Raw genomic sequence first — 18,386 nt, 5'->3', positions numbered from 1 at the left:
ATGTTGTATTACTTCTTCGAATACTTAGACAAAGCACTGGATGTCCCTGGAACTGGTGTTTTCCAATATATTACGTTCCGATCTGCATTGGCTATTATTATGTCTTTGTTGTTGTCGACTATTTATGGTAAAAGGGTAATTGGTTTTTTGCGCCGTCAGCAAATTGGAGAAACGGTTCGTGAACTTGGTTTAGAAGGTCAGACTCAAAAAGCGGGAACCCCAACTATGGGAGGAATCATTATTATTTTTTCTACGCTGATTCCAGTTTTTTTGTTGGCAAAATTGAATAACATTTATATTATACTCCTAATTGTATCCATGTTATGGATGGGACTTATTGGTTTTTTAGATGATTATATCAAAGTATTCAAAAAAGACAAAGAAGGTTTAAAAGGGATTTTTAAAGTTATTGGTCAAGTAGGTTTAGGTGTAATCGTGGGAGTTACTTTGTATTTCCACCCAGACGTAACTGTTCGTAAAGAAACTAAAATACCTACTAAAATAGAAGTTGGAGTTACTCAGAACACGATCAATCCGATTTCTCTAGAAGAAAAATCGACAGCTACAACCATTCCGTTTTTTAAGAACAATGAATTCGATTATGCTGAACTGCTAGCTTGGACAGGTCAAGGATATGAAAATTGGGCATGGTTGGTATTTATTCCAATTGTCATTTTCATTATCACAGCCGTTTCTAACGGAGCAAATCTTACAGATGGTATCGATGGCTTGGCCGCTGGGACTTCCGCTATTTCGGTTGTTGCTCTGGGAGTGTTCACTTTCGTTTCGGGGAATATTATATTTTCAAATTATCTGAACATCATGTTTATTCCTAACTCGGGAGAAATGACTGTCTTTATTGCAGCTTTCGTAGGAGCTTTGGTCGGATTTTTATGGTACAATAGTTATCCAGCAGCAGTTTTTATGGGTGATACAGGAAGTTTAACTATCGGAGGAGTAATTGCGGTTTTGGCTATTGCTGTTCGTAAGGAGATGTTAATTCCAGTAATCTGTGGAATTTTCCTAGCTGAAAATCTATCGGTGGTTTTGCAAGTAGCCTATTTTAAATATACAAAGAAAAAATATGGAGAAGGACGACGCATTTTCCTAATGTCTCCACTTCATCATCATTATCAGAAAAAAGGATACCATGAAAGTAAAATCGTAACTCGATTCTGGATTGTGGGTATTCTCTTAGCTATTGTTTCAATTGTAACCCTAAAATTAAGATAATATATGCGATTAGTAGTTTTAGGCGGTGGAGAAAGCGGTGTAGGTACTGCTATTCTTGGAAAGAAAAAAGGATATGAGGTTTTTGTTTCTGATTTTGGAAAAATCAAAGACAATTACAAGGAGGTCTTATCGCTTCATAAAATAAAATTTGAAGATGAGAAACATACTGAAGAATTGATTCTCAATACTGACGTAGTCATGAAAAGTCCCGGTATTCCGGATAAGGCTCCGATTGTAAAAAAATTAAAAGAGAAAAATATTCCTATACTTTCTGAGATTGAGTTTACCAATCAATTTACAGATGCGGTTACCATAGGAATAACAGGTAGTAATGGTAAAACCACGACTACGATGTTAACATATCATCTTTTGAAACAAGGTGGGTTGAATGTGGGTTTGGCGGGGAATATCGGTAAGAGTTACGCTTGGCAAGTAGCTGAAGGAAAATATGATACTTATGTGTTGGAACTGAGTAGTTTTCAGTTGGATGGAATTGAAACGTACAAACCACACATTGCCATTATTACGAACATCAGTCCGGATCATTTAGACCGATACGACTATAAATATGAAAATTATATCGCTTCGAAATTTAGAATTACCATGAATCAAACAGAAGAAGATTTCTTGATTTATGATGCCGATGATGAAGCCATTAAAAATTGGTTAGAAAACCATCAAACGAGAGCTAAGTTAGTTCCGTTTTCGATAACGCAACCATTAGATTTTGGAGCTTTTTTAGAAGAAAACAATATTAATATCAATACCACAAACGAAAATTTTGTTATGCCAACAAATCAATTATCATTAGAAGGAAAACACAATGTTAAAAACGCCATGGCTGCAGCAACAGTAGCTCAATTATTAAAAATAAGAAAAGATACTATTCGCGAAAGTTTATCCGATTTTCAGGGAGTAGAACATCGCTTAGAAAAAGTGCTTAAAATTCAAAATGTACAATACATCAATGATTCTAAAGCTACTAATGTTAACGCTACATTCTTTGCCTTAGATAGTATGACAACTCCAACGGTTTGGATTGTTGGTGGGGTTGACAAAGGGAATGATTATGCAGAGTTAATGCCTCTAGTGAATGAAAAAGTAAAAGCAATTATTTGTTTGGGTGTCGACAATAAAAAAATTATTGATGCTTTTGGTGGTGTAGTAGATCTTCTTGTTGAAGCGTCTTCCATGACCGAAGCTGTAAAACAAGCGAATAAAATTGCTGAAAAAGGGGATACAGTATTATTATCGCCAGCTTGTGCTAGTTTCGATTTGTTTGAAAGTTACGAAGACAGAGGTCGTCAGTTTAAGCAAGCGGTGCAAAATTTATAATTAGCTTAATTTTTTAGATTAAATGAAATCGCTGGTTCAAAATTTAAAAGGAGATAAAGTAATCTGGGCAATGGTAGCACTATTGGCCTTAATCTCTTTTATACCAGTGTATAGTGCAAGCAGTAATTTGGCGTACCAGAAACACGGAACGGGAAATACATTGGTGTACTTAATTAAGCATTTGATTCATATTTCGGCTGGTATTTGGATTATGTTTCAAGTGCAAAGAATACCCTATCATTATTTTAGGAGTATTTCAAGAGTAATGTTGCCTATTGCATGGGTATTGTTGGCTTATACCATGTTTAAAGGAACAGTAATTGATGGCGCCAATGCTAGCAGATGGATATCAGTACCCTTTGTAGGGATTACTTTTCAGCCATCAGCTTTTGCTGCTATTATTTTGTATTTGTTTGTAGGACGGTATTTATCTAAAACAGAGGTGGAAGACATGACGTTTCAAAAGTCATTCATAGAACTTTGGATACCAGTGTTCATCACTCTGGCTTTAATTTTACCTGCAAACTTTTCAACTACCGCACTAATTTTTAGTATGGTGTTAATGCTCACTTTTGTGGGGAATTACCCTATTAGAAACAGTGCTGTTATTGTAGCGATGGGAGTGCTTGCTTTCGCATTTTTTGTATTGTTAGCCAAAGCTTTTCCGGATGCTTTCCCCAATCGTGTAGATACTTGGATTAGTCGTATAGAAAATTTTACTTCTGATAAGGAAGAAATGGACGATGATGATTACCAAATCGAAAAAGCAAAAACAGCTATTGCCTCAGGAGGCGTGTATGGTCTGGGACCAGGTAAAAGTGTGCAGAAAAATTTCTTACCGCAATCCTCTTCCGATTTCATTTTTGCCATTATTGTGGAAGAGTTAGGGCTTGCAGGAGCATTTTTCATCATGATAATTTACTTGATTTTGTTTATTCGATTTGTAATCGCTTCGTATAAAGCACCAACTATTTTTGGAAAGTTAGTCGTCGTCGGACTCGGTTTTCCAATCATATTTCAAGCGTTTATTAATATGGGAGTTGCTGTGGAATTATTACCCACTACAGGGCAAACCTTACCTTTAATTAGTAGTGGAGGTACTTCAATTTGGATGACTTGTGCGGCTTTGGGAATTATTTTAAATGTGACCAAAAAAGAAGAGGAAATTGCTCAGGAGAATATAGAAAAGCAACAGAGGGAAGAAGCCTTGCAACGTCTTATTGATAGAGAGCTAGAGGAACAAAATCGAATAGAAGAGGAGATTGATAGTGATTATTCGATAGAAGAAAAAGTAAATCCGATGACTGCTGTTATGGATAAGTAACAGTATTTGTAGTTAACGAAGTAAAAATGAAAGAGAATCCAAAATTTATAATCAGTGGTGGTGGTACAGGAGGACATATTTATCCTGCCATTGCTATTGCAAACGAACTAAAATCACGTTTTCCTAAAGCGGAGATACTTTTTGTGGGAGCCAGTGATAAAATGGAAATGCAAAAAGTGCCTCAAGCAGGCTATCCTATTAAGGGTTTGTGGATTGCAGGAATCCAGCGCAAATTGACTTTGCAAAATGCATTGTTCCCATTAAAGTTGGCCTCTAGTTTGCTTACCTCTTTTGGGATTCTTAAAAGTTTTAAACCCGATGTGGTAATTGGAACAGGAGGTTTTGCTAGTGGTGCGGTTTTAAAAGTCGCTTCTATGCTTGGGATTCCGACAGTGATTCAAGAACAAAATTCATTTCCGGGAATCACAAATAAGTTGTTGGCTAAAAAAGCGAATAAAATTTGTGTGGCTTACGAAAATTTGGAACGATTTTTTCCAAAGGAAAATATGATAATAACCGGAAATCCGGTGCGTCAGGATTTACTTTCAGTAAATGATAAAAGATCTGAAGCATTAGATTATTTTAAATTGGATACTTCCAAACAAACCTTGTTGGTTTTAGGAGGGAGTCTTGGAGCCAAACGAATCAATCAGTTAATTGCTAAAGAAATTGACTGGTTGCTGGGTCAGAACATCCAAATTCTCTGGCAGTGTGGGAAATTATATTTTGAGGAATATAAACATTTCAACAACAAAGAGGGAGTGCAGGTGTTGGATTTTGTAGAAAGAATGGATTTTGCTTATGCAGCAGCAGATATTGTGATATCTAGATCTGGAGCTTCTTCAGTGTCAGAATTGGCTATTGTAGGGAAACCCGTTATTTTTATTCCTTCGCCTAATGTGGCAGAAGATCATCAGACGAAAAATGCGCAAGCTATTGTAAATAAACAAGGAGCTGTTCTTTTGAAAGAGAAAGAATTAGACGAACAATTTGAAGGGGTATTTCAAAATTTATTGAATGACAAGCAACAGCAGCAAAGTTTAAGCGAAAATATAAAAGCTTTAGCCTTGCCTAATGCCACGAAACAAATTGTAGACGAAATAATAAAATTAGTCAAAAGTTAAAAAGTCATCCATTAAAAATGGCTTTTGAAAATTGGAAACGTTGAAATTAAAGAAAATGAATCTAAACCAAATACATAATGTCTATTTCATAGGAATTGGCGGCATCGGAATGAGTGCCTTGGCTCGTTATTTTAAATTTATCGGAAAGAATGTAATTGGTTACGACAAAACACCAACTATGTTGACTTCCGAGTTAATAGCCAGTGGAATTGCAATTCATTTTGAAGACGATGTTCGTCAGATTCCAGCCGATTTCAACACGGAAAATACTTTGGTAATAGTTACTCCAGCAGTTCCTAAGTCTCACTCGGAATGGAATTATTTTTTAGAGAATAATTTTGTTGTTAAAAAACGAGCAGAAGTTTTAGGGATAATTACTAAAGATACATTCTGTTTTGCGGTAGCAGGGACTCATGGTAAAACAACGACTTCCAGTATTTTAGGTCATATTTTGTACGAAAGTGGTGCCGATGTAACAGCCTTTTTAGGTGGTATTGTAGAAAACTACAATTCAAATTTAATTGGTAATGGTAAAACAATTACTGTCGTAGAAGCCGATGAATTTGATAGATCTTTTTTACATTTGCACCCCGATTTAGCCTGCATCACGTCAATGGATGCGGATCATTTAGATATTTACGGTGATGATGCTTCAATAAAAGCTTCATTTCAGGAATTTGCTAATAAAGTCGAAGATAAAAGCAACCTTTTTGTAATCAATGGTTTACCGCTCGAAGGTGTTACGGTAGGGGTAAATGATGATTCAAAATTTGTAGCTCATAACATAAGAATTATAGACGGTTGGTATGTGTTTGATGTGAAGACGCCAACCGAAGAAATAAAAGATTTAAAATTTGGATTGCCAGGAAAACACAATTTAACCAATGCGTTATTGGCCTTGGCTATGGCCTCAACTTACGGGACTCCCATAGAGGCTATTGCTAAAGCACTAGTAACTTTTAAAGGAGTAAAACGTCGTTTTTCATTCCAAATCAGAAAGCCGGATTTTGTGTATATCGATGATTATGCACATCATCCAACAGAAATAAATGCGGTACATCAAGCAGTTCGTGAGTTGTATCCCGGAAAAAAAGTGTTGGCTGTTTTTCAACCGCACTTGTTCAGCAGAACTCGTGATTTTGCAGATGATTTTGCTAAAAGCTTATCGCAATTTGATGAAGTTTTGTTAATGGAGATTTATCCAGCACGTGAATTGCCTATTGAAGGAGTTACTTCTCAATGGCTGTTGGATAAAATAGAGAATCCAAATAAAAAATTAGTGCAAAAAGCAGAATTAATAGATTGTTTAACAGCCTCCGATGCTCCGGTTATTGTAACCATTGGGGCAGGAGATGTAGGGGAAATGGTGCCGGAAATTAAAAATGCGTTAGATGCGTAAAAATTGGTTGCAAAATATTCAGTTACTTGTCATTTTCGGATTGGTGATTTTCTTGTATTCGTTTACAGCAAAGAAAAACGAACTAAGAAAAATTTCTAAACCGGAGATCGAATTTGTAAATGCTGAAAGTCCTTTTGTAACCCATGAGATGGTTAATAACTTGTTGATAGAAAATTTAGGGGGAGCTACGAGCATTAAAAAAGAAAATTTAGATTTGAAGAAATTGGAGCAAACTCTCAATCAGCATAGCCTCATCGAAAAATCTGAGGTATATGTGGGTATTGATGGTAGATTGAAAACATTAGTTACGCAGAAGACCCCAATCGCAAGAGTTTTCAATAACAACACATCCTTTTATATTGATTATAAAGGAGATGCTATGCCGCTTTCAAATAATTTTAGTGCCAGAGTACCGCTAGTTTATGGTAAAGTGGAAACTGTCAAAGACAAACAATTTGTAGCTCTGTTAAAAATGATTTATTCTGATGATTTTTTGAGAAAAAATATCATCGGAATGAAGCTTTTGGAGGATGGTAGTGTTGTTATGAAAAATAGAAATTATAGCTATGATATAGTTTTTGGACGAACAATCCATATGGAAAGAAAGTTTAATAACTATAAGGCGTTTTTTCAAAAAGCAGTACAAGATACTTTAATCAACTCGTATAAAGCCATTAATTTGAAATTTACGACACAAGTAATTTGTACAAAATAATACGGTATGGAAAGAGAAAGAATAGCAGTGGGGCTTGATCTAGGTACGACAAAAATCGTAGCAATGATCGGTAAGAAAAATGAGTATGGAAAGCTGGAGATTTTAGGCATGGGTAAGTCTAAAAGTCTTGGCGTGGCTCGAGGTGTGGTAAACAATATCACACAAACTATTCAGTCCATTCAGGAAGCAATTAATTTAGCAGAAGAAGATTCTGGTTTTAAAATCAAAGATGTTGTAGTGGGAATTGCAGGACAGCATATCCGTAGCATTCAACATAGCGATTATATTTCAAGACCTAATCCCGAAGAGGTGATTAGCGAAAAAGATATCGATATACTGATCAATCAGGTTCAAAAATTAGCCATGTTACCCGGCGAAGAAATTATTCACGTATTGCCACAAGAATTCAAAATCGATGGGCAATCCGAAATTAAAGAACCAATTGGGATGTATGGTGCTAGATTAGAAGCGAGTTTTCATGTTGTAGTGGGACAAGCTTCTTCCATCCGAAATGTAGGAAGATGTATAAAAAGTGCAGGCTTAGATTTGTCAGGATTGACTTTAGAGCCATTAGCTTCTGCAGATGCCGTGTTGAGTCAAGAAGAAAAAGAAGCTGGGGTTGCCTTGATTGATATAGGTGGAGGTACAACAGATTTGGCAATTTTCAAAGACGGAATTATTCGTCACACGGCGGTAGTACCTTTTGGTGGAAATGTAATTACAGAAGATATTAAGGAAGGTTGTTCTATTATAGAGAAACAGGCAGAATTACTTAAAACTAAGTTTGGTTCTGCTTGGCCAGGGGAGAATAAAGACAATGAAATTGTTTCTATTCCTGGTTTACGAGGTAGAGATCCTAAAGAGATTTCACTGAAAAATTTATCTAAAATTATTCATGCTCGTGTGGTCGAAATTATCGAACAAGTTTATACCGAAATTAAAGCTTACGGACATGAGGATCCTCGTAAGAAACTCATAGCCGGAATTGTGCTGACAGGTGGAGGTGCGCAACTAAAACATATCAAGCAATTGGTAGAATATATTACGGGTATGGATACTCGTATTGGTTATCCGAATGAGCATTTGGCAGGAAATTCTAACGAAGAAATTTCAAGTCCGCTATATGCTACCGCAGTTGGATTAGTAATGAATAGTGTTCGAAATAATACTGTTAGTGCTATTCCTAAAGAAGATTACATTCCGGAACCGGTTTTAGTTCAAAAGCCATCTGTAGAAGAGCAAGAATTAATAGATCAAGAAGCACAAAAGGCTATTGAAGAAGCCAAAAATGAAGAATCGAAATCGACTGAAAAGACCATTCGAAAATCGTTTTTTGATAAGTATATAGATAAAATTAAAGATTTTTTAGACAATGCAGAGTAAATCTAAATTGTCGATAGTAACACAATAATAAGATAATATTCACGTCTTTTAAGATTTGAAAAAAAACTAAAAAACCAAATAGTATGGAAAGCAACTCAGAATTTGGAAACATAGCATTCGACTTGCCTAAAAGCCAATCGAATGTGATTAAAGTTATTGGCGTTGGTGGCGGCGGAAGCAACGCGATCAACCACATGTTTAAACAAGGAATCAAAGGGGTAGATTTTATTGTTTGTAATACCGATTCTCAAGCATTACAAAATAGTGCCGTACCTAATAAGATTCAGTTAGGAGCTAATTTAACGGAAGGCTTAGGGGCTGGTGCTAATCCTGATGTAGGACAACAAGCTGCGCTGGAAAGCATTGAAGACATTGAAAAGATGCTAGACAGCAATACTAAAATGGTTTTTATCACTGCAGGTATGGGTGGGGGTACCGGTACAGGTGCTGCTCCGGTAATTGCACAATTAGCTAAAGAAAAAGAAATTCTTACTGTAGGTATAGTAACTATGCCATTCCAGTTTGAAGGGAAAATACGTTCTGAGCAAGCATTGCTTGGAATTGAAAAATTAAGAAGACAAGTAGATTCGTTAATCGTAATCAACAATAATAAATTAAGAGAGGTTTACGGAAATCTTGGTTTCAAAGCTGGCTTTTCTAAAGCGGATGAAGTGTTAGCTACTGCCTCTCGTGGAATAGCAGAAGTGATAACTCATCATTACACTCAAAATATCGACTTGAAAGATGCTAAAACAGTTTTAGCAGATTCAGGTACGGCTATTATGGGTTCCGCTATGGCAGAAGGAGAAAACAGAGCCAAAGAAGCTATTGTTTCTGCTCTAGATTCTCCATTGTTAAATGATAATAAAATTACTGGTGCTAAAAACGTATTGTTGCTTATCGTTTCCGGTACCAATGAAATTACTATCGACGAAATCGGCGAAATTAATGATCATATTCAGGCCGAAGCCGGATTCAACGCCAATATTATCATGGGAGTTGGTGAAGATGAAAGTCTTGGAGATAAAGTTGCTGTTACTATTATTGCTACAGGTTTCTGTGTTGAACAACAAGCAGAAATTGTGAATACGGAACCTAAAAAAATCATTCACTCACTAGAAGATGAGCAAAAATTGGTGCAAAACCTGACGCAAAGTTTTGAAGCAAAAGGCTTCGATTTTTCAACGCCAGTAACACCAGCTGCTCCTGCTGCACCGGTAGTTGAAGATAAAATAATCTTTTCTTTAGAGGAAGAAAACGCGACCCCAAATGTAACAGCGCCTTCTTTTTCTATGGATTTAGTTCCAACAACTGAGTTTATCAAGGATTTGGATGTAACTTTCGAAATCGTTTCTGCCAACCAAGTAAAAGAAAACGAGTTTTATTTTACACCTCCTCAAGTAAGAGAAATGGTCGTGGTAGAACCTCAATTTGTAAAGGCAGAACAAGAGCAGATTTCATTTACATTTGATTTGCCGATTGCAAAAACAGAAGAGCCAAAAATCAATACGGAACGTTTGGTTTTCGATTTGACTAATGAAATCAGAGATATTAAAGTGAACGAAGCGGTGCATTTTGTTCCAGTAACTGAAGTAGCTCAAAATGGTGTAATCCGTCATTCTTTGGAGGAATACATGCAAAAAGAAGATCAATTTGTTCAGGCGAAGAAGGTAGAGTCAGTGGTAGAAAAAACACCGGAAGAATTAAACATCACGATAAAGCATGTTGAAACTCCAGCGTTTACACAGCCTATCTCGCAGCCAATTGCTAACGAAATGATTTCTCCAACAGAAATGTCTATTGAAGAATCGTTGAAATTAAGAGCAGAGGAGCGTCGCCGTAAGATGAAAGAATTTAATTATAAATTTCATAACAACGCCGCTCGTGTCGATGAGTACGAGAAAGTACCGGCTTATAAACGAATGGGAATCGATGTAACGCAAAATCCTATTCAAAATAACCAATCAAGAATGTCTTTAGGATTAGATGGAAATGACGAAGTACAATTACGCTCTAATAATTCTTTCTTGCACGACAACGTAGATTAATAAAATTAGAATAATATATAAACAACCCGAAATTTCTCTCGATTTTTCGGGTTATTTTTTAACTTTGCATTCTGATTTTTCAATCAGAAGTTTGAATTAATAATTGTTTCGTAGGTCTTGATAATTACACGATCTACGCCTAAAATTTTAAAGATATGAGCTTATCAGCACAAATCATGGATGAAATGAAAAACGCCATGAAAGCAAAAGATACTGTTGCATTAGAGGCATTAAGAGCTATCAAATCGGCTATTTTGTTAGCACAAACCGAAAGCGGAGCCAAAGAAGAACTTTCTGCTGATGAAGAAATTAAATTGTTACAGCGTTTGGTAAAACAACGTAAAGACAGTGCTAATATTTACACAGAGCAAAATCGTCCGGATTTGGCAGAACCAGAGTTGGCACAAGTTGCGGTAATTGAAAAATTCTTACCTGCTCAATTATCGGAAGCCGAAGTTGAAGCGGCTGTAGCAAAAATTATTGCAGAAGGTGGTTTTTCAGGAATGGCAGCCATGGGACAGGTAATGGGTGCTGCTTCTAAAGTTTTGGCAGGACAAGCCGATGGAAAAACGATATCTAACATCGTTAAAAAATTATTGTCATAATACAATATAGATAGAGAAAGATATTTTCTCTACAAGGCTGCGTAGTTCAACTGGATAGAATATCAGATTTCGGCTCTGAGGGTTGGGGGTTCGAATCCCTCCGCGGTCACTAATTAACACTACATATTAAATTTGTTTTTAAACTATTGAGAAAAGTTTGTAGTGTTTTTTGTTTTTTCTCAAAAGTTAGGTGTTTTTTGTTTCCTGAAACAATAATTGTTTAATTCCAGTGAAGGGTTCTTTATTATATTTATAAAACACTTGATTTTAATGTTTTCATTACATGCTTACTCCACTGAAGAGCAATTTAAAAATGACGCTATTGTTGCTTCAATTTTACTAATTGTCTTCGGATTTTTTTTCTTTATTTATTTCTTACAGGTTGTAGAAGTAATGTATATCAGAACCACCAAAAAACCACTCATTGTTTATACCCATTGGTTTCCCAGAAAAGTAAAACCGTATCAACGAGACTTGTTAATTCAGAATTTTACTTTCTACAATCGATTAAAACCTAAATACCAAAACTATTTCGAACATAGAGTTGTGAAATTTGTTAAGAAATATCATTTCGAAGGTCGAGGAGTCGATATTACAGACGAGATGAAAATATTGATTGCAGGGGTTTATGTAAAACTAACTTTTGGACAAAGACACTATTTCAATCGGATGTTTGATTCAATTGTAATCTATCCTGATATATATTTTTCAGAAATATCCGAACAATACCATAAAGGAGAGTTCAATCCTATGAAACGATGTGTTATTTTTTCTTGGAAACATTTCCATGAAGGCATCAGTATTACCAATGATAATTTGAATTTAGGTTTGCATGAATTTACGCATACCTTACATATCGAATCTAAAAAAATAATATCTTTTAAAACGGTTCTTTTTAAAGAATCTTTACAAAGCTTATTTGTAATCTTACAAAACGAAGACTTAAAACACAAACTTATAGCTTCAGGAATGTTAAGGGAGTATGCTTACGAAAACCAATTTGAATTTGTAGCGGTACTTTTAGAACACTTTTTCGAATCTCCTGAGCCAATGAAAGCACAATTTCCTGAAATATACACACAAGTTAAAAGAATGATTAATTATAATGAAAATCATTTTATCTCATGAGGTAAATTCATTTCAGGAAGTCAAAAGTGATTGCTAATATAATGTTAAATAAAATCTAATCGTTTAAGAGAACTAAATTTTTCCAAGTAGTTTTGTTGAGTAATCCATTTAAAATAGATATAACTATACTTACTCGTTATGAAATTAAAACATATCATTTATTTTCTTCTGGCTGTTGTTATAGGCGGAATGATTTTTTATAGAATAACCGCTAATAGTAGCAAAGAAGAAGGAGGAAAAGAAAAAGGTAAAGGCGATAAAAAGCCAACAAAAGTTACCGGAATAGTTTTAAAATCTCAAGTTTTTTCAGATAATTTATCGCTTTCAGGTTCTATTGAGGCTAACGAACAAATTGAAGTTCGAAGTGAGGTTTCAGGAGTTGTAGAAAGTATCAATTTTCAAGAAGGAAGTTATGTTTCCAAAGGACAGCTATTGTTGAAAATTAACGATTTAGAATTAAGAGCTCAACTTTCACAAGCTAAAACGAAACAAGCTCTAGCTTCTGAAAATGAAAGAAGAGCGAAACTGTTATTGCAAAAAGAAGCGATAAGCCAAGAAGAATACGATATTGCTAGTGCCGATTTTCGTTCGGCTCAGGCTCAAACGCAACTTATTCAAGCGCAAATTGCCAAGACTTCTGTTCGCGCTCCATTTTCTGGGAAAATAGGTTTACGTTCTATTTCTAAAGGGACTTATGTTACACCAACGACAGTGATTGCCAATTTGGTAAATACCAGTCAGGTAAAAATTACCTTTTCTATTCCTGAAAAATATGCAGCACAAATGAAAGTGGGATCAGTTCTTAGTTTTACCATATCTGGAGGTAAGGAAGTGTATTCTGCAAAAGTTTATGCCATAGAACCAGAGATCGAAGAGACTACTAGAACCTTAAAGATGAGAGCTATTGCGCAAAATCCGAATGGAAAATTAATCCCAGGAACTTTTGCAAATGTTTCTTTACCACTAGATAAAATCAATGATGCTATTTTGGTGCCAACCGAAGCTTTAATTCCGGTACAAAACGGTAAAAAAGTGTTTATTTCTGTAAACGGAATGGCAAAAGAAGTTATGGTTGAAACAGGAGCTCGAACTGACAAAGAAGCGTTGGTAATTTCGGGCTTAAAAGTGGGTGATACACTATTAACCAGCGGAGTTATGACTCTAAAAGAAGAATCTCCGGTAAAAGTTAACATCAAGTCTTAAGTTATGAGTTTATCTACTTTAAGTATAAAAAGACCGGTTCTAACGATTGTACTCAATTTAATGTTGGTACTTTTCGGGATTATCGGATACACCTTTTTGGGGGTACGAGAATATCCTTCTATAGACCCAGCACAAATTTCGGTTCAAACCAATTATTCAGGAGCCAATGCAGATATTATTGAATCCCAAATTACAGAACCTCTTGAAAAAGCAATCAATTCTGTTGATGGAATTCGAAACATATCTTCTTCTAGTAGCCAAGGAAGAAGTAACATTACCGTAGAGTTCAACTTAGATAAAGACCTTGAAGAGGCAGCGAACGATGTTCGAGATAAAGTGTCTCAAGCGGTGAGAAGTTTACCGCAAGATATCGACGCGCCACCTGTGGTTTCTAAAGCGGATGCAGATTCAGAGCCTATTATTACTATGACGGTTCAGAGTGATAATAAGAATGTTCTGGAACTAACCGATTATGCAGATAATGTATTGTCTCAACGATTACAATCTATTCCTGGGGTAAGTAGTGTTCAAATATGGGGTCAACGAAAATACGCTATGCGTTTGTGGATAGATCCTGTAAAATTAGCTTCATACGGATGTACGGTAGCCGATGTTAGAAACGCACTTAACAAACAAAATGTGGAGTTGCCTTCAGGAAAACTGACGGGAGCTAATACAGAATTAACCGTAAAAACAATTGGGAATCTTTCTACTGAAGAAGAGTTTGATAATATTATCATTAAAGCGGAAGGTGAAAAAATCGTCCGATTGAGTGATGTGGGTAAAGCAGCTCTTGAAGCAGAAAACTTAGAAACTAAATTGTCTGATTCAGGTCAGCCAATGATTGGTATGTCTATCATTCCGCAACCGGGGACCAATTATTTGGATATTGCTGAGAAGTTTTATGAACAATACGATCAGTTACAAAAAGATTTACCAAAAGATTTCAAATTGAATATCGCCATAGACAATACGGTTTTCGTAAAGAAAGCGGTTTTAGAGGTAGCCGAAACATTATTGTTGTCGATCATTTTGGTGGTACTAATCATTTATTTCTTCTTCCGTGATTGGGCAATCGCGTTTCGTCCATTAATCGATATCCCAGTATCATTGATTGCCACTTTCTTCATTATGTACATTTTTGGTTTTTCCATTAATGTATTGACTCTCTTGGCTATTGTTTTGGCTACAGGTCTTGTGGTAGATGATGGTATTGTTGTAACGGAGAATATATTTAAGAAAGTAGAAGAGGGCATGACTCCTATAGAGGCAGCGATTAAGGGTTCTAATGAGATTTTTTTCGCAGTAATATCGATCTCAATTACATTAGCTGCTGTATTCTTACCAGTGATTTTCCTAGAAGGATTCGTAGGACGTTTATTTAGAGAATTCGGTGTCGTCATAGGTGCGGCAGTATTAATTTCAGCCTTTGTGTCGCTGACCTTAACTCCTATGTTAAATGCTTATTTAATGAAGGCTGGAGAACAAAAGAAATCGAGAATGTATGAACTTACTGAACCATTTTTCCAAAAAATGAATTCCTCTTATGCCGAAGCGTTGTCAGGATTCATGAAAAAGAAATGGTTAAGTTTTCCTATCCTGATTGCTTGTTTTGGTCTGATTTATTTATTCTTTAACGTACTTCAAAAAGAAACAGCTCCTTACGACGACCGTAGTTTCATTAGCGCTAGAGTAACCGCTCCAGAAGGTGCTTCTTATGACTATATGGACCGATTCATGAATGAGTTGACAGAGTTAATCAATGATTCTATCCCTGAAAAAAAGGTGAGTTTAATTGTAACTTCACCTGGTTTTGGTTCATCTTCAGTTAATAGTGGTTTTGCTCGAATCGCGTTGGTTCAGCCCGATGAAAGAGAAAGATCTCAAAAAGAAATTGCAGAAGGCTTGACTAAGTGGACTAAACAATATGCTGAAGCAAAAGTTTCGATTTCAGAATCGCCAACAATTGCGGTGAATAGAAGAGGTGGATTGCCAATTCAGTTTGTAATTCAGGCTCCAAATTTTAAAAAATTACAGGAAAAAATTCCTCAATTCATGGAGGAGGTTTCTAACGATCCTACTTTTTCAAATTCTGATGTAAACTTGAAGTTCAACAAACCAGAAGTATATGTGACCATTGACAGAGAAAAAGCGCAGAGTTTAGGTGTTTCTGTTATCGATGTTGCTCAGACCTTACAGTTATCCTTAAGTGGTCAACGTTTTGGTTATTTCATGATGAATGGAAAACAATATCAGGTTATGGGTCAGTTTGACAAAAAAGACCGTAATGCTCCGATGGATTTGACGTCTATTTTTGTGAAAAGTGATAAAGGTGAGTTGATTCAATTGGATAATCTTGTGACTATGGAAGAGCAAAGTAGTCCACCACAATTATACCATAACAACCGATACATGTCAGCTACAGTTTCTGCTGGTTTAGCACCTGGAAAAAGTATTGGCGATGGAATTGAAGCAATGGAACGTATTAAAGGAAAAGTTTTAGACGATTCTTTTACGACCGATTTGAGTGGAGAATCTAGAGATTTCATGGAGAGTAGCTCAAATACATCTTTTGCTTTCGGACTAGCATTGTTGTTGATTTTCTTGATTTTAGCAGCACAATTTGAGAGTTTTATCGATCCGTTTATTATTATTTTAACTGTACCGATGGCTGTTGCTGGAGCTTTATTTTCGTTGTGGTTGTTCGGACAAACGTGGAATATTTTCAGTCAGATTGGGACCGTTATGCTTATCGGATTGGTAACCAAAAACGGAATTTTAATTGTTGAATTTGCTAATCAACTTCGCGAACAAGGTAAATCTAAATATGAAGCCATTTTGGAAGCTTCAGAATCCCGTTTGCGTCCTATCTTAATGACAAGTTTAGCGATTGCTTTAGGAGCACTTCCAATTGCTTTGTCATTGGGAGCAGCTTCAACAAGTAGAATGGGTATGGGAGTTGTAATTGTTGGAGGAACACTTTTTTCTTTGGCTCTGACTTTATTTGTGATTCCAGCAATCTATTTGATGTGGTCTCGTGAAAGAAAACACCGTCCGGAATTTGATAACATTGAAAAATATAAAGCTTAGGTTTATGAAAAATATATTCTTTTTAATAATCCATCTGGTATTTCTGCCCAAATTGATGGCTCAAGAGCTATTAACCGTGGAACAAGCAGTTAAAATTGCCTTGGAAAATAATTATGAAATTAAAATTGCACAAAACGAGTTAAGTGTAGATAAAGTAAACAATAGCATTGGTAATGCGGGGATGTTACCACAGGTAGATGCTTCTTTAAATAAGAATAACAGTATACAAAATTCGAAACAAACTCAGACAAATGGTGTTGTAAGAGAATTAGATAATGCAAAAAACAACCGTTTAGAATATGGTGTAAATTTAGGTTGGACTGTTTTTGACGGGTTGAAAATGTTTGCTAGACATGACCAACTCAAAGAACTAGAAAAGCAAGGTGACGTTCAACTGAAATTGATGGTTCTCAATAAAGTAAGCGATGTAATGACTACGTATTACGATCTAGTGCAACAACAACAGTTAATCAAGGCATTAGATACTTCGATTGTAATTTCGAAACAACGTTTAAAAACTGCTGAAAACCGATTTTCTATTGGGAAAGCCGCTAAGTTAGAAGTATTGAATGCACAAGTCGATTTGAATACGGATGCGTCTGTTTTATTGAAACAAAAAGAATTGTTCGGTATTACTAAAATTCGCTTGAATGAACTTTTAGCGAGAGAATTGTCTACTGATTTTTTAGTAGCTGAAGAAGTTACTATTGACGACAAATTACAGTTGACAGAGTTAAAAACTTTAATGGAAAAGCAAAATCTTCAATTGCAAATGGCTTTAATCAATAAGCGAGTAGCAGAATTAGATTTGAAACAAACCAAAGCCAATCGTTACCCTACTGTACGTTTGAACACTGGATATACTTTTCTAGAAACAGAAAGTAGTTTAGGGTTTACTTCGGCTACTTCAAGTAAAGGTTTGAATTATGGAGTTACAGCAACGATGCCTATTTTTGATGGTTTTGCTCAGAATAGAAACGAAAAAATAGCCAAGTTACAGGTGGAAAACTCTGCTTTAGCAATCGAGCAACAAAAACAAAGTGTTAATGTGCAATTGGCTTCGGCATATCAGACTTACCAAACCAATTTAGAATTAGTTAAGTTAGAAGAAAGCAATGAAGCTATCGCTAAAAAAAATCTTGAAATAACCTTAGATAAATTCAAAATAGGAACAATCCCTACTATTGAATTTAGAAATGCTCAAGAAAATTACATTAATGCGATCGCTCGAAATAATAGTGCTAGATTTCAGGCTAAAATTTCCGAAATCGTCTTACAACAAATTGCAGGAAATATTGCTTTTTAATATTGCAAACTGATTTAAATCAGGTATAAAACGGTTTTTTAGTTGTAAATTTAAGTAATCTTAAAAGTTACAATTATGAAACAGCATGTTCCAGTTTCGACTATAATGTCTAAAAACGTTGTGAAAATTACGTTGACAGATAATTTGACAAAAGCAGAATCTCTGTTTAAAAAGCATAATATTAGGCATATTCCTGTTGTAGAAGGCAATAAAATTCTTGGGATACTTAGTTATACTGATTTGCTTCGAATTTCATTTGCTGACGCAGTAGATGATGAGGAAGTGGTAGATGTAACCGTTTATAATATGTTTACTATAGAGCAAGTAATGTCTAAGAATTTGGTAAAAGTCTCTCCCGATACAACAATAAAGGAGACTGCCGAAATTCTTGCTTCAAGAGAGTTTCATGCTTTACCAGTTTGCGAGGGTGATTTGCTAGTGGGTATTGTCACCACAACTGATTTGATACAATATCTAATCGACCAATATTAGA

At 35.6% G+C, this 18,386-nt stretch carries 14 protein-coding genes and 1 tRNA gene; all 15 read left to right on the top strand.

Translation table 11 applies throughout. The annotated features are described in order from the left end of the window. The 15 genes from mraY (at position 1) to NAT50_RS01265 (ending at position 18,385) form a co-directional block, all read left to right on the top strand. On the top strand, positions 1-1,233 hold the full coding sequence (gene mraY, locus NAT50_RS01335) for a phospho-N-acetylmuramoyl-pentapeptide-transferase (protein WP_250590716.1): 1,233 nt from the start codon (positions 1-3) through the stop codon (positions 1,231-1,233). Positions 1,234-1,236: 3 nt separating this feature from the next. Further along, the gene (murD, locus tag NAT50_RS01330; RefSeq protein WP_250590714.1) at positions 1,237-2,568 is read left to right on the top strand and encodes a UDP-N-acetylmuramoyl-L-alanine--D-glutamate ligase; all 1,332 of its coding nucleotides are present in this window, start codon (positions 1,237-1,239) and stop codon (positions 2,566-2,568) included. A gap of 22 nt (positions 2,569-2,590) precedes the next feature. Then, positions 2,591-3,892 (top strand): FtsW/RodA/SpoVE family cell cycle protein, encoded by a 1,302-nt coding sequence (locus NAT50_RS01325; protein WP_250590712.1) that lies wholly within the window; start codon positions 2,591-2,593, stop codon positions 3,890-3,892. Positions 3,893-3,918: 26 nt separating this feature from the next. Next, positions 3,919-5,016: an undecaprenyldiphospho-muramoylpentapeptide beta-N-acetylglucosaminyltransferase gene (murG, locus tag NAT50_RS01320; RefSeq protein WP_250590710.1), complete on the top strand. Its 1,098-nt coding sequence runs from the start codon at positions 3,919-3,921 to the stop codon at positions 5,014-5,016. 55 nt (positions 5,017-5,071) lie between these two features. Continuing rightward, the gene (gene murC / locus NAT50_RS01315) at positions 5,072-6,415 is read left to right on the top strand and encodes a UDP-N-acetylmuramate--L-alanine ligase (protein WP_250590708.1); all 1,344 of its coding nucleotides are present in this window, start codon (positions 5,072-5,074) and stop codon (positions 6,413-6,415) included. Beyond that, positions 6,408-7,130, top strand: coding sequence for a cell division protein FtsQ/DivIB (locus NAT50_RS01310; protein WP_250590706.1), 723 nt, complete (start codon positions 6,408-6,410; stop codon positions 7,128-7,130). Before murC ends, NAT50_RS01310 begins: the two co-directional genes overlap by 8 nt. A 6-nt stretch (positions 7,131-7,136) precedes the next feature. Continuing rightward, on the top strand, positions 7,137-8,513 hold the full coding sequence (ftsA, locus tag NAT50_RS01305) for a cell division protein FtsA (RefSeq protein ID WP_250590704.1): 1,377 nt from the start codon (positions 7,137-7,139) through the stop codon (positions 8,511-8,513). An 83-nt stretch (positions 8,514-8,596) separates the two neighbouring features. Beyond that, entirely contained in the window at positions 8,597-10,561 is a 1,965-nt protein-coding gene (gene ftsZ / locus NAT50_RS01300; RefSeq protein ID WP_250590702.1) for a cell division protein FtsZ, read from the top strand. 155 nt (positions 10,562-10,716) lie between these two features. Next, positions 10,717-11,166, top strand: coding sequence for a GatB/YqeY domain-containing protein (locus NAT50_RS01295; protein WP_250590700.1), 450 nt, complete (start codon positions 10,717-10,719; stop codon positions 11,164-11,166). A 35-nt stretch (positions 11,167-11,201) separates the two neighbouring features. Then, positions 11,202-11,275, top strand: a tRNA-Arg gene (locus tag NAT50_RS01290). Positions 11,276-11,436: 161 nt separating this feature from the next. After that, positions 11,437-12,294 (top strand): zinc-dependent peptidase, encoded by an 858-nt coding sequence (locus tag NAT50_RS01285; protein WP_250590698.1) that lies wholly within the window; start codon positions 11,437-11,439, stop codon positions 12,292-12,294. A gap of 138 nt (positions 12,295-12,432) precedes the next feature. Continuing rightward, entirely contained in the window at positions 12,433-13,497 is a 1,065-nt protein-coding gene (locus NAT50_RS01280) for an efflux RND transporter periplasmic adaptor subunit (RefSeq protein WP_250590696.1), read from the top strand. A gap of 3 nt (positions 13,498-13,500) precedes the next feature. Continuing rightward, positions 13,501-16,587 (top strand): efflux RND transporter permease subunit, encoded by a 3,087-nt coding sequence (locus NAT50_RS01275; RefSeq protein WP_250590694.1) that lies wholly within the window; start codon positions 13,501-13,503, stop codon positions 16,585-16,587. A gap of 4 nt (positions 16,588-16,591) precedes the next feature. Beyond that, positions 16,592-17,893 carry a TolC family protein gene (locus NAT50_RS01270; RefSeq protein WP_250590692.1) on the top strand — a complete coding sequence of 434 codons (1,302 nt, stop codon included), beginning with the start codon at positions 16,592-16,594 and terminating at the stop codon, positions 17,891-17,893. Positions 17,894-17,968: 75 nt separating this feature from the next. Next, entirely contained in the window at positions 17,969-18,385 is a 417-nt protein-coding gene (locus NAT50_RS01265) for a CBS domain-containing protein (RefSeq protein ID WP_250590690.1), read from the top strand. The last annotated feature ends 1 nt before the right edge of the window (position 18,386 follow it).

The organism is Flavobacterium luminosum (genome assembly GCF_023635005.1).
Classification (GTDB): domain Bacteria; phylum Bacteroidota; class Bacteroidia; order Flavobacteriales; family Flavobacteriaceae; genus Flavobacterium; species Flavobacterium luminosum.
This window is presented reverse-complemented; position numbering and strand designations above follow the sequence as displayed.